Consider the following 13,597-nt stretch of genomic DNA (forward strand, 5'->3'; position numbering starts at 1 on the left):
TGGGAAGCTGAAGATTTCATTCAGAATACTTCGACAAATCACAAACACATTTTTTATGCAACGCTAGTGCTAAAGGACAAAATAATAATTCTTCCTTTCCAACAACTAAGTGATATCGAGTGGGCTTAATTATTATAAAAAACATCTGTACATACGAAAATGAACAGTTTTCACAATACGTAAAGGACAGAATTCAAAAAACAGTCAAAAGAACAACACTAAAAGGCACTCAGAAGGTTTGAGTGCCTATCTTTTTAGGATTTCTTCCCTCCTGCGCATAGGCGGCACACCAGTAGTATGAGAGAGAAGATGATGGATTTTTACACTGGCTCGATCCTCAGTTGTCGTAACCTGAACGATGGAAGGTATTCGATCACCGGGTCATTATACAATACAAAAAAGAGCCACCTGGCCTTTATTGCCAAGGTGACTCACGATCATCTCTATCTCGAATTCTTTAACCTTGTACAGCCGTGTCCCGTGCATAGGTAGTGAGGAAATTCTTCAGCAGTTGCTTCCCGTGCTGGGTAATGATCGACTCAGGGTGAAACTGGACTCCCTCGATCGGATAGTCACGATGGCGAATAGCCATGATCTCTCCGTCTGCTGTCCGTGCTGTCACTTCCAGCTCGTCCGGCAACGATCCTTCTTCGATCAACAGCGAATGATAGCGGGCTGCTGTATATGGCGATGGAATATCCCGAAAGATGGTTTGTCCGTCATGAAAGACGTCCGAAGTTTTCCCATGCATCAGCCGCTGCGCACGAACGACTTTTCCTCCAAACACCTGCCCGATGGACTGATGGCCCAAGCAAACACCCAGAATCGGAATTTTGCCAGCGAAATGACGGATCACATCCATGCTGATTCCCGCTTCATTCGGGGTGCAGGGTCCTGGCGAAATCATCAAATAGTCTGGTGCCAGCCGTTCGATCTCTTCTATTGTAATCTTGTCGTTGCGATAGACCTGAAGCTCCTCACCTAGCTCCCCTACATACTGTACCAGGTTGTAGGTAAAAGAATCATAGTTATCAATCATTAAAATCATCGTACACTCGTCTCCTCTCGACTCTTCTTGCTCTGCTCACTCCACTCTAATGCCTTCCATAATGCCTCTGCCTTTTTCAATGATTCCGCATACTCCGCCTCTGGCAATGAGTCAATCACGATGCCCGCTCCAGCCTGTACATGCGCTACACCATCCTTGACCAGCATCGTTCGGATCGCGATGTTGAGTTCCAATTCGCCATTGAATCCAAACCAGCCGATAGATCCGGTATAGACACCCCTTTTAACGGGCTCCAGTTCCTCGATGATCTCCATCGTCCTGACCTTTGGCGCTCCAGTGATCGTTCCGCCGGGAAATGTAGCGGCTACGACATCAAAGACATCCTTGTCCTCTGCCAGCTCTCCGATCACGTGAGATACGATGTGCATGACGTGGGAGTACTTTTCCACGACCATAAACTCGCTGACCTCCACGCTTCCATATCGGCATACCCGCCCCATGTCGTTGCGCTCCAGATCGACCAGCATCACATGCTCGGCTCTTTCCTTTTCATTGTCGATCAGCTCACGGGCCAACGCATCATCCTCTGCGTCGTCTTTTCCACGCGGTCGTGTTCCTGCGATCGGACGCGTATGCACCTCACCGCCCTTCACCTTGACCAAAAGCTCAGGTGAAGCACTGACCAGCTGAAATTCCGGAAAGTCGAGATATCCCATATAAGGGGATGGATTGAGCCTGCGCAGCACACTGTAAATCTCCGGTGCGGTCACGCCAATAGGCTTGCTTTGTCGGACGGACAGGTTTACCTGGAACACGTCTCCCTGAGAGATGTACGCCTGCACGCGGCGAACAGCTTCTTCGAACTCTGCCTGTTCCCAAGATACATCTACAGGTGCAGACGAGGAAATCGGCCGTTTGCGCAAGCTCTCCCAATCCGTTTCGTCCAGATCGACTGCGAGATCGGTCACCAGCTCAGCACGCTGTATCAAGCCCTGAACGGATTCGTAATAGTGCTCCTCTGTCAGTTGATCGGCTGCGAGATGGGTCACGCAAATGATTTCCCTGCGATCATGATCAAAGGCAATCAAATCTTTCATTATCATAACATAAAGGTCCGGCAGCTGTAAGTCATCAACAGCCAGCTGCGGCAAAGTCGGCTCAAAAAAACGGTTCATCTCATAACTCAGATACCCGACTGCCCCTCCGCAAAAATCAGGCAACTCTGGCAATGTAGGCGTGCGGTAGTTGGCAAGCAGCGTACGCAGTGCTTCCAACGGATTGGGAGCAGCCACGCTCTCCACTTGCCCATCCGGATAAGAAATGGTCGCTGTATTGTGTTTACTCTTCAAGGTCGCGACGGGTTGAAACGCTAAAAATGAATATTTGCCCACCCGGCCGCTCTCCAAAAGAATCGAATCCTTCAGGGACGGCTGCAAAGCCTGCAGTACATGCCACGGGTCCACATGGCTAGGCCAAGGGACTCGCACTGCAAGTGGAATCAACGGATAGGATCGGGAATAAGTCAGACAATCAGCATATATAGGAAAGACCATGGCTCTTCACGCTCCGTTATCAGACAAATGTTATGCCCGTAAATTATATCCTCTTCTCGTACAAAAAGAAAAGACCACATGGCTGGTCGGAGCCTGATGTGGTCTTTCGACTTTTGAAGCAATTAGTCTTCAAATTGATAAAGCGGTGTAGACAGATAGCGCTCCCCGTTACTTGGGATGATCACAATCACTTTTTTCCCTTTGCCCAGCTTCGTTGCTACTTGCAACGCTGCATGGATGGCTGCACCAGAGGAGATCCCGCCGAGGATTCCTTCCAAGCGAGCTACACGACGGGCCGTTTCAAACGCGTCATCATTTTCAACTGGAATGATCGCATCATAAATCTCGGTATCCAGGATGTCTGGAACGAATCCGGCTCCAATGCCTTGAATCTTGTGCGGCCCTGGTTTGCCCCCCGAGAGGACAGGGGAAGCTGCAGGCTCTACTGCTACAATTTGCACCTGTGGGTATTTCTCTTTCAATACCTGACCCACGCCTGTGATCGTTCCGCCGGTACCAATTCCCGATATGAAGGCGTCGACTCCACCAATTTCTGCTGCCTGCTCCAGCAATTCCTTGGCCGTCGTTTCACGATGAACCGCAGGGTTAGCTAGGTTTTTAAATTGCTGCGGAATGAAGTAGGAAGCATTTTCCCGAGCCAGCTCCTCCGCTTTGCGGATGGCACCGCCCATTCCTTCGCTGCCTGGCGTCAGCACCAGCTCAGCTCCATACGCACGCAATAGATTGCGGCGCTCGATACTCATGGTCTCTGGCATTACCAGAATAGCGCGATAGCCCTTGGCTGCCGCTACCATCGCCAAACCAATCCCCGTGTTTCCGCTCGTAGGCTCGATGATGGTATCTCCTGGCTTCAGCTTTCCTTCTGCTTCCGCTGCCTCGATCATGGCCAGAGCAATCCGATCCTTCACGCTGCTGCCTGGGTTAAAAAATTCAAGCTTCAGGTAAATGTCTGCCATCTCTTCGGTGACGACTCGATTCAATTTCACTAACGGTGTAAATCCGATCAGGTCTGTAATGGAATTGGCCACACGCATGTGTCCTTCCCCCTTTTTAATTACCGAGTAAAATAGTAGGTTTTATAGGTCTTATTATATCAATGGCAGCCTATCTGGTCAATGAGGCATTTGCCCATTGATTTCCACCCCGACCGATTCCCTTAGGCGTTCCATAAAAGTGTCCAGTGATTCCACTTGGGCAAAAGCCATCTCTCTTCGCAGATCGTCCTTGACTTGATCAAACGCCGTTTGCTTTGCTTCTCTTCTTTCCGCTACGTGATAAATCACGTATTGATCGTCCTGTTTTACAGGTGAGCTGTTTTTTCCTTTGCTCAAATCTGCAAGCATGGCTTTCGCATCATCCGGCAAATCGGATTTTTCCAGGCTGATCCACCCCATATCCCCACCACTAGCAGCAGTCAGGGAATCAATGGATCGCTCCTTGGCCAAAGTTTGGAAATTTGCTCCTTGCTTCAATTCCTTCACAACCACGTCTGCTTCTTGTTTAGACGCGACCACGATTTGCCAGAGTCGTACCTGAAGCGGCTGCGTAAAACGTTCTGGATTGTTGTTGTAGAATGTCTGTATCTGCTCTTCCGTGACCGAGATTTCCTGGGTAGCCAGCTCGCGCAGCAGCCATTGATAGGTAATTTCCTGTGTCAGTGCTTCGATAGTAGTACCCGCCTGCCTCATCAAAGCCTGTTCAAAATCACGATCGTTCTCGCTGCCGTAGCTTTCACGTATTTGTGCCAGCTCTTTTTCCAGCATTTTGGGATCTGCTGTGATTCCTTGGCGCTCAGCTTCCTGGAACACCACTTTTCGATTAATCATGTCCTGAAGAACCTGTTGTCCGTACTTCTGCTTTAATGCAGCTACCCATTCAGCGTCGGAGATCGTTTCCTTTCCTACGACGGCAGCGGTCTTCATTTTGCCTGAAGACTGGGACCACGACCAGCTTACCACCAATAAGAGCACCACGAGTGCGCCGACGAATGTCCATAACCCTCTTCCAATGGTCATGTCATCCTCCCCCTCGGAATGCCGCGCCTACATGTCTCTCTTGATGTCTTCTAACGCGGACTTGTCAAAATAGTACCGTTCATTGCAAAAATGGCAGTGAACCTCTGCTTCTCCTTGTTCTTCAATCATGCTTTCCATCTCTTCTTGACCCATGCTGATCAAGGCTCTCGTCACTTTTTGTTCGGAGCAGGAACAGCGGAACTGAATTTCAGTGCGGCTCAGGAATTTCGGCTCGTCCAACACCCTGGTCAAGATCTCTTCTGGAGACAATCCCTCCCCAATCATGCGGGAAACTTGCGGCAGTTGGGACAAGCGCTCCTCGATAGCAGCCACTACATCCTCTGGGGTAGCCGGCAGCAGTTGAAGAATAAAGCCTCCTGCAGCCAAAACAGAGCGATCTTCGGGATTCACCAGCACACCCACACCTACAGCGGATGGCGTCTGCTCAGAGACCACGAAATAATAAGTAAAGTCTTCGCCAAGTTCCCCAGAGACGATTGGAGAGCTTCCTTGATAAGGCTCCTTCAAGCCCAGATCCTTGGTTACGTAGACAAAACCATTCGTACCCACTGCACGTGCCACATCCAGTTTGCCTTTCTCATTCAATTCAAAATGAACGTGGGGATTGGTCACATAAGCGACACCTTCTCCATGTGCGTTGGACTCCGCGACGATTTGCCCGATGGGTCCTCCCCCTTTTACTTTGACGGAGAGGCTTTCGTTTCCTTTTAACATGGCTCCCATCATCAAAGTCGTGGTCAGCGTTCTTCCAGCCGCCGCAGTTGCCGTATTCCACATGTCGTGGCGTCGGCGCATTTCTTCGACAATATCCGTGGTTCGTGCAGCAAATGCGCGCACATGTCCATTAAAACCTGTAGCTCTTATCATGTAATCGCTCATGAGGCGATCCTCCTTTAAGTCCATTTCTGCTGGTATTGATTCTATAAGAACGTGATTTACGCATTAACCAGTTTACCACATCAGCCATCAAGCTACGCCACTTCAGGCACATTCCAACGAAATGAGAGCTTGTGCACCTGTCATTTTTTTGAAAACTTGGCTACGCCAAGCTTTTGGCGGAGCCTTAGTTGCACTTATACTATCTTCCGCTAATCTTTTTAGCGCTTTAGCGCACTTAAACTTTCCGATAGTAGAACAAAAAAAGTCCCCACTCAGGGGGACTGTCGCGTCGTATGCTAGTTTAGGTAATCCTTTAACACCCGTGCTCCCTTCTGTGTACGCAAACGATCAATCGTCGTTGCCTCGATCTGGCGAATCCGCTCTCGGGTGAGGCCGAACATTTTCCCCACTTCCTCCAGCGTATACACCTGATCGTCGTACAACCCATATCGCATGGCGATGATTTCCTGGGCGCGTGGGCTCAACCGTTCCAGAGCGGCTTGCATCTGCAGACGTAAATCCACCTTTTCAATCCAGTCATCGAGAGAGGATTCGCCATCATCGACAATTTCCGCGTAGCTGAGCGCTTCTTCCTCCTGCTCAGCAAATCCTTCCCTTAGCTCCAGCTCGGCATCAATCGATTCCAGCTTGAGCATCAGCGCATACTCGATCGCGTCTACCTTTTCCAAAGGGATATCCAACAGGTTGGAAATCTCGTGGCGATCTGGCGTGCGATTGAGCAAATGCACCAGACTTAGCACCTGTTTTTGATACTGGCGAATTTGTTCATGCATATGAACAGGAATGCGAATCAAGGTAGCCTTGTCATTGATGGCTCTGGTAATCGCCTGAGAAATCCACCAGTGTGAATAGTGATACAGACGAACGCCTCGACTCACATCAAATTTTTCAATGGCTGTAAATAGCCCGATAGTGCCCTCCTGGATCAGATCTAAGAACGGCATGCCTCTTCTCAAATGGCGCAAAGCCGTATTGACCACGTACCGAAGATAGGCGCGTACCAGTGTTTCCCGAGCCTCTAGATCTCCTTTTTCTTGATAACGAACCAAACATGCTAGCTCTTCTTCTTTGTCCAACATGGGTGTTGCAGCGACGCTTTCCAAGAACAGCAAGACAGAAGTGTCGGATCGAAGAGATTTCGGCACGACGATCCCTAGCTGTGATTCAACTTCCCGCCAACGACGGGGGGTGGAGTGGAAAGAAGACGTACTCACGGTCATATGCAACCCTCATTTCTCTGGTATGAGATACATGATGAAGGTAGGCCTGTTGTTACCAAAACAAGTTTTTCCTGTATCCGTATTTCGACAAAGCCCGGCTGATTCCTGCCCGTTAACAGAATATTAACAGAACTTCACACAAAGTATTGCTGGTAATGCTTCCATATATAAGGGAAAAAGCCACCCCAAAACATTCAGGGATGGCTCGCGAAGTATGTCAGATCGTGACGGAATGCTGTCGAAGCAAGCGGCGCTTTTGCGTCAATCCTGCCAATAGCGCCTTGAAACCGAATGCTCATGCTTCAGTTTATAACCAGACAGCTCGACAATCTCGATGGCGCCTCGTGAATCTGGGGAATGAATCATTTCACCATTGCCGATGTAGATACCGACGTGATGAACGCGTCCTTTTCCTTCTTCATAGGCAAAAAACAGCAAATCTCCTGGGAGCAGATCGCTTTTCTCCACCTGTACACCCGCTAGAGCCTGATCAGATGCGTCACGGGGAATGACAATCCCAAGTGAACGATGCATGTTGTAGGCAAAGCCGGAGCAATCATACCCATAGGAGGACATCCCGCCCCACAGGTAGGGAAGGCCGAGAAAACGCTTGGCATTTGCAACAATGGCTTCTCCTTTGTTTACAGGGGCTTGTACTGGCACAGGTTCCCCATTCTTCACGATCTGCACATCATCCTTACGCAGAAGAGATGGGCCGAACACAGTCGATACAATCACACCTTCGGACGTCTCCTCGATTAATGGCAGCCGGGTCAAATAGGCAAGCTCGATTCCTTCGGCCAGTTCCAGATCGTACAGGTGAGTATGTGCAGCGGTCACGATCACGGCAGGCTGACCCCGGGTGAGCTGATAAGCATCTGACCAGGGCGCCAGTTGTGCAGTTGGCACCCAACCAGGATAACCGATTTCGTTTTTCTTGCAGGATTGCTCAGGAATAAGGATGTGCGACCACTCCCCCTGCTCCTCCAAGACTTCTACGCGTGTCCCGAACAACGCTTGTGTTTGAATGGCATTGCGATTGTAGAAATCTAGTCTGTCCTCTACAGTCAGGGAACCAAGCCAACCGCGCAAGTCGGCCGGTGCAGTGAGAGCAGGCTGATCCAGATCGATCGGGGACTCCGGCTTGGTCCACACGGTCGCTAGACTGACTGCAATGATTGCAGGTTTCATTTTTACTCTCCTTCCTCCCACAAGCTCACGGAACGGATACCCAATCCTGGCAGCTCCGGCATGTACATCTTGCGTCCTTCATACGTCACGCCACCTTCGATTCCATCGCGGAGCAGCAGCAGAGGTGCATCAAAATCATAGCGCGTGATGTTCTTCTTGCTTGCGGCGAACTGGGCTGCTGCCGATACCGACAGCCGAGATTCAATCATGCTGCCCACCATGCAAGGAATACCGTGTTCCTCTGCCAGCTGGTTAATGAACTGCGCTTTGTAAATCCCGCCCGCTTTCATCAGTTTGATATTAATCAAATCAGCGGCGCGATTGCGCAGTACCGCCAATGCTTGAGCCGGTGAAAAAACACTCTCGTCTGCCATGATCGGGGTGTCGACAGCATCCGTTACCTGTTTCAAGCCATCCAGATCATGGGCTTTGACGGGTTGCTCGATCAATTCAATATCGAGTCCCATATCCTCCATTTTGCGGATCGAGACAATCGCTTCCTTGGCATTCCAGCCCTGGTTAGCATCCAGACGGATCTTGACCTCATTGCCTACGGATTTGCGAATTTCCTGGATCCGTAGAATGTCTTCCTTAATATCGTCTTTCCCAACCTTGATTTTCAAAACATTGAACCCGTCCTTGAAAAAGGCAGCCGCATCCTCACCCATCTCTTTCGGTGAGTTGACACTGACTGTATAATCGGTCTCCAGCTCATTGCGGTATCCTCCGAGATACTGGTAAAGAGGCATGTTGGCACGCTGGGCGAGCAAGTCATACAGCGCAATATCTACAGCTGCTTTGGCGCTGCTGTTATTTACCATCGACTGGTGCAGGGTTTGGAAAATCTGCTCGTAGGCTAGCACGCTTTTGCCGATCAATTGCGGTCTGATCGTATGCAGGATAGCGGCTTCAATACTTTGAATACTGTCTCCCGTGATGACGACGGTCGCAGAAGCTTCCCCCCAGCCAACCATGCCGTTGTCGCAGGTGATTTTGACGAGCACAGATTCCAGTGCCTCGACTGTCCGCAATGCGGTTTTAAACGGTTTTTTCAACGGTACAGATATACGTTTTACTTCGATGTTTTGAATGATCATGTTTTCCTCCACTACATCTTGTTAGTTGGCTTTGTTTTAAAAAAATGATAGCACAATTATAGAAAAATTCGTAAAAATATTGATAAGGCAAAAATATTCGTTTATTTGAAAAGCTAAAACAGGAAAAGCCGGCACCCCGTTTTTCTGGAATCGCCGACTTGCACGCAAAGATGATGATGTTCGCAACCCACATGAGAATACCGGGACAGCCAACTTCTATCGCTTCACTTCCTCCACACTGACAACGGGAAAAGAGTGAGCAGGCAGCATGGAAAGGAACGGCCTTTCGTCTACATAAGCCACTACGATATGAGAAGGTCCTACCATGGTTTTCGGAGCCAATGACAATTCCTCTCCTTGCTGGGTAATAACGCGAATGTGAAGATGTCCACCCTCTGGACGAGCAGAACCGGGAGTGACCCGATCAAGGGAAAGTAAAGTTCCGTCATAGCGGTAGCTCAAATCCCAATCCTGACGCCAGGTGCGAAAATCGATATAGTGGCGGGTAAAGGGAATACGGTCAGTTGTGACACTTGAGAAGATCACTCAAAAAATCTCCACCTTTAAACCCTTGCCAATTTTTATTTTGTCCGTTTTGTCTAGCTTACCGAAAGCCAGACTCAGCAAGAATAAAATTTTTATTGTCTTTCGGTTTTCTAGTGTAACGGACAAAACCACTCAAAATAAAAAAGATACAAGAGAGGTCTCTCGTATCTTTTATTCAGCAATCGCGCCCGATTGAGGTAAATTAAGACGTACTTTTTACACCAATCAAAATATCCAAATCAACAGTTATTCCAGTAGAATCTAAATTTAAAAATGAATCAATCTGTTCTTTTTCTGCATTCCAAGCTAGTGGAGACATTTGAATAAGGTTCAATAATTCTGTTTGCTCTAATTCCTTAAAATAACTAAACCTGAAATTATTTACTAACTGGAAGTTTTGTTTAAATAGCGATATGGTTTCTCCATTGGTGTAGGCTTTTTTATCACTGTTCGTAAAAATTACCTCTCGCAATTCTTTGAGATAATTAGGACGAGGTACAATTTTCACTATGATACCTTCAGGAGCCAGAACTCTTTTGAACTCCATATAATTAGCAGGTGATAGGATATTCAAAACCACGTGACTTGACTGATCAGTTAGAGGAATATTCGCCAAATCACCAACAAGCCAAATCGGATTATGATAATTTTTAGAAGCCATTATAATGCCTTCTTTTGCAATATCTAATCCAATCCCAGTGATTGCCCTATCGCGACATTCATTTATAATTTTTTGTAAATGTGAACCCTCGCCACTTCCTGCGTCGAAAATAATAGTTGGGTAATGGAATTCGTCTAAATGCTTACCAATTATTTCTGAAACTTTCTTGTGTAATGAGGAGTATAAGTTACTTTCCATAATTATTTTTTGTCTAGCTTCAAATAAATTTTTATCATAATGTTGATTGGAGGGGCGAGTTAACATATTGACATAGCCCTGTTTTGCAAAGTCAAATGTATGGTTATTCGAACAGATGAGGCTTTTAAAATCAACGACTTTCATTGAACGATGACAAATCGGACATCTAAATATGTCCACTATCTCACTTACCACTTTTGCACTTTTTTCTTTATTGGTCATACCATCTTTCCCTTTCTACAAATCAATACATCCTTTGAACCTTATTCCGTTAAATGGCCCGTTTGTTGAACTACTCTTTAATAAAATAATTTTTCCGTTCCCAATTCCACATTGCAATAATAGAAAATCCATCTTCATCGGCTTTTTCGTCATCATCTGTATGAATCAAATCGCCTTCTTCTGTGTCATCAAGGTTTAATTTTTTATGTATTTCTTTTAACAAACCACCATAGGAGATTAACCTTTTACGGTGTAAACCTTCCTCCAAATCAGACAAACGTTTCAAATTCTTTTCTTCATCATCGGTCATAAAATCCGTATCCTTTACAGGATATTTTGCAGTTTCGTCAATTGCCGATTGTATATCCGATTTATATTTATTTTTCGGTCGAATCATTTGAACTTTTACATTTGGATCATAGTCTAATTTCATTGCCTTTTTCCAAAATTGAATCCATTGTTTTTGATTCACGTAGTTTTCTGTATTCTTAAAATAAGTTGGTTCCACACATACCAATACATGCATGTGCTGATTATAAGAATTATCTTTATTATTTATTGTCACTTCCGTTGCACGCATAAAACCAACAAGATTTTTATTAATTTTTTTATATTGCATCATTCGGCGAAATCCTTGAGCCATATCTGACAAACTCTTATTTAATTCTTCGCCATCATAAACATTTTTAACTGTTAATGTGAGAAACAACCAACGAACTGTTGGCTTTTGTTTAATAACTTCAGCAACAACCTTTTGTGACTGAATGCCATGTTTCATTGCTCTCCTCCAGTTGCACATTGGACAAAGCCTGGATTTACAAAACCACACTCGATACAACTTTCTTTCGCCTGTTTCACGATTTTGTTTATACTCTAATATTTCAGCACAATCTTTTACTCTTTCAGCCTTTTTAAATTCAAGAATATGCAGAAGTTCAAAGTAATCAACATTAGCGATTTTCTTTTCTCTCCATGGTCTCACTTTTCCACTTTTTGTCTTGTCCACTAAAACCCTTGATTTTTCATCTGAATAAATGCTACTATTAGGACACATAATATTAAAAGAAACCCCCATCTATTTAGTTATTTGTTTGGTCACTTATAACTTTAACAGATGGGGTTTTTCTGTGCAACCAATTTTAAGGGTTTTCAATACTTTAAAACACATACATACCAACACTTCAACGCACCTTTCAGCAACTAAAATAAAAATGACAAGGTCGCATGATGATTAGCCAGCTCCAACAGCATTTTGACTTCTGCTTTCTTTTGCATAGCCAAGTCCGTATCTACCACAAACAGTCCGATCAATAGAAAGAAGAGCAACGTAGAAATCGATAAGAGATTGATACCCGTACGGATCTCTCCTTTCTGAAAAAATGATCACCGATTTCACAGATCGTAATCCATGACGTTGATCGTTCCCACTCTGGTCACGGCCATCGATGACATCGGAACAGGTAGGTAGTTCGTAAAACGTGGATACGGAATTTCCATACGCAGCTCAAACTCATCCTCGTGACTCCACAAAACCGGATCCGCTATTTTCGTACGGACAATATGGATGGTCAATGCCTGCTCCGACAAGGAAAACTGCTTTTCAGCCAACTCCCTGGTTACAATAGCTCGAACTTGCTGCTGTACGACAGCATCATTGATCCCACCGTGATTACTTATGTATTTGGCCGCAGCAGCACTTACTTCCAGCAATTCATTTCGCGTCTGTATGACGGTATGGCTTTGCAGGATTCCGAGCGGTACCAATAGCAGAACCATAATGTTCAGGATGACCGCAATCAGTTGCCCCATCAGCCTGTACCAAATCTGGTGACATGGGTCAGAAGCTTGCCAAAGAACTGCGTACTTGCCGTCATCAAATTATCCGGACCCGTCAGCAACAGGTGAACGGTCAGGGGCAAAACCAATGCCATCAATGCAAGGATGGTGATCATCTTACTCATCAGCTACCACTCCGGATCAAAATATTCGGAAGGACGACTTCCCGCAAACGAAAATATGACCTCCCCTGCTACAAAACGATTCATCCACTGAGCTACACGAGACGGATAGATGGATACGACTAGCGTAACCTCTTCGTTTCGTTCTTTTCTTGCCCGTTCACTCGCTGACCGCGGACCGCTGCCAGCAAATACATCTCCCGACACATCCCAGCCCAGCTCCGCCATTTTTTCAAGGTAATAAGCCGACAAACCAGGCTCCAGGTAACCGATATCCTGCATGTCATCGAGAATGTCCGTATATATAGCCCTCGCGATAGACCGCTCCAGTGCATACATGTGATAGGCTCCTATTCCAGAAAAGACGAGTAGGAGAACTGCGATACAAATCAGGAATACTTTTGCTTTTACCATCAGCTGGAGCCTTTGATCACCCGTTTAGTGAAAGATGACCGTAGCAGCTCGATACACCCTTTCTTGTTGTGTCTCACGCAACTGCTCTTCTGGTTGAGAAAACCACAATATCGAGCATATACTGCCTGCCATGACTATGATGATGAGAAAAACGTGGTGATGGAGCATCAGTTCGAGGTGTAGGACGTGCCATTTTGCATACGGTAATTAATATTTTCATTTCTGGTATCGTAATTGAGCGAGGTGATCGAGCGATTGATGCTTTCCGCTGAGTCGTTGGCTGCTGGACTCAATTCGTTACCGTAGGAGCTTACACCAATCCCTAATACCATCACGCAGGCAAGAAAGATGAAAAACATTTTTGACACAGACATTCACTCCTTAACAATGATTTGGTGAAAACAAAAGAAGATCTCTTTCAGGGAATAGCTTGATCGATCCATGATACAGCCCGATCTCGCAATCCGCCGTCTTTGACCACAGAACGATTTACCTCCGACACACTTGATACGATGATCCCCAACGAAAACACGATGCACATCAGAATTGACAACAGCTTTGTCATGAATCG

16 protein-coding genes are annotated in these 13,597 nt (G+C 46.4%); all 16 read right to left on the reverse strand.

From position 1 onward, the window contains the following. Positions 1-457: 457 nt before the first annotated feature. Entirely contained in the window at positions 458-1,048 is a 591-nt protein-coding gene (gene pabA, locus EDM52_RS19610; RefSeq protein ID WP_122910643.1) for an aminodeoxychorismate/anthranilate synthase component II, read from the reverse strand. Next, positions 1,045-2,562 carry an anthranilate synthase component I family protein gene (locus EDM52_RS19615; RefSeq protein ID WP_122910644.1) on the reverse strand — a complete coding sequence of 506 codons (1,518 nt, stop codon included), beginning with the start codon at positions 2,560-2,562 and terminating at the stop codon, positions 1,045-1,047. Before EDM52_RS19615 ends, pabA begins: the two co-directional genes overlap by 4 nt. Before the next feature lie 122 nt (positions 2,563-2,684). Further along, a complete protein-coding gene (gene cysK, locus EDM52_RS19620; RefSeq protein ID WP_122910645.1) occupies positions 2,685-3,617 on the reverse strand; it encodes a cysteine synthase A in 933 nt (310 codons plus the stop codon). Between the two features lie 78 nt (positions 3,618-3,695). Beyond that, a complete protein-coding gene (locus tag EDM52_RS19625; protein WP_122910646.1) occupies positions 3,696-4,598 on the reverse strand; it encodes a peptidyl-prolyl cis-trans isomerase in 903 nt (300 codons plus the stop codon). Between the two features lie 27 nt (positions 4,599-4,625). Next, positions 4,626-5,498 (reverse strand): Hsp33 family molecular chaperone HslO, encoded by an 873-nt coding sequence (gene hslO, locus EDM52_RS19630; protein ID WP_122910647.1) that lies wholly within the window; start codon positions 5,496-5,498, stop codon positions 4,626-4,628. A gap of 296 nt (positions 5,499-5,794) precedes the next feature. Next, positions 5,795-6,739: a sigma-70 family RNA polymerase sigma factor gene (locus EDM52_RS19635; RefSeq protein WP_122910648.1), complete on the reverse strand. Its 945-nt coding sequence runs from the start codon at positions 6,737-6,739 to the stop codon at positions 5,795-5,797. 261 nt (positions 6,740-7,000) lie between these two features. Next, positions 7,001-7,930: a C40 family peptidase gene (locus tag EDM52_RS19640; protein WP_122910649.1), complete on the reverse strand. Its 930-nt coding sequence runs from the start codon at positions 7,928-7,930 to the stop codon at positions 7,001-7,003. A 2-nt stretch (positions 7,931-7,932) separates the two neighbouring features. Then, on the reverse strand, positions 7,933-9,027 hold the full coding sequence (locus EDM52_RS19645) for a dipeptide epimerase (protein WP_122910650.1): 1,095 nt from the start codon (positions 9,025-9,027) through the stop codon (positions 7,933-7,935). 216 nt (positions 9,028-9,243) lie between these two features. Further along, a complete protein-coding gene (locus EDM52_RS19650) occupies positions 9,244-9,573 on the reverse strand; it encodes a hypothetical protein (protein ID WP_122910651.1) in 330 nt (109 codons plus the stop codon). 202 nt (positions 9,574-9,775) lie between these two features. Then, entirely contained in the window at positions 9,776-10,654 is an 879-nt protein-coding gene (locus tag EDM52_RS19660) for a putative RNA methyltransferase (protein WP_122910653.1), read from the reverse strand. A 70-nt stretch (positions 10,655-10,724) separates the two neighbouring features. Then, a complete protein-coding gene (locus tag EDM52_RS19665; RefSeq protein ID WP_000336291.1) occupies positions 10,725-11,708 on the reverse strand; it encodes a protein rep in 984 nt (327 codons plus the stop codon). 338 nt (positions 11,709-12,046) lie between these two features. Next, positions 12,047-12,463 carry a hypothetical protein gene (locus EDM52_RS19670; protein ID WP_122910654.1) on the reverse strand — a complete coding sequence of 139 codons (417 nt, stop codon included), beginning with the start codon at positions 12,461-12,463 and terminating at the stop codon, positions 12,047-12,049. Next, on the reverse strand, positions 12,463-12,615 hold the full coding sequence (locus EDM52_RS24810; protein ID WP_183185210.1) for a hypothetical protein: 153 nt from the start codon (positions 12,613-12,615) through the stop codon (positions 12,463-12,465). The genes EDM52_RS19670 and EDM52_RS24810 overlap by 1 nt, the downstream gene beginning before the upstream one ends. A 3-nt stretch (positions 12,616-12,618) precedes the next feature. Continuing rightward, complete coding sequence (locus tag EDM52_RS19675; RefSeq protein WP_245997158.1) at positions 12,619-12,951, reverse strand: hypothetical protein; 333 nt, start codon at positions 12,949-12,951, stop codon at positions 12,619-12,621. A 242-nt stretch (positions 12,952-13,193) separates the two neighbouring features. Next, positions 13,194-13,394 carry a hypothetical protein gene (locus EDM52_RS19680; protein WP_122910656.1) on the reverse strand — a complete coding sequence of 67 codons (201 nt, stop codon included), beginning with the start codon at positions 13,392-13,394 and terminating at the stop codon, positions 13,194-13,196. A gap of 50 nt (positions 13,395-13,444) precedes the next feature. Beyond that, on the reverse strand, positions 13,445-13,591 hold the full coding sequence (locus tag EDM52_RS24815; RefSeq protein ID WP_183185212.1) for a hypothetical protein: 147 nt from the start codon (positions 13,589-13,591) through the stop codon (positions 13,445-13,447). Positions 13,592-13,597 lie beyond the last annotated feature (6 nt).

The sequence above is a fragment of the Brevibacillus invocatus genome (assembly GCF_003710915.1).
Taxonomy (GTDB): Bacteria; Bacillota; Bacilli; order Brevibacillales; family Brevibacillaceae; genus Brevibacillus; species Brevibacillus invocatus.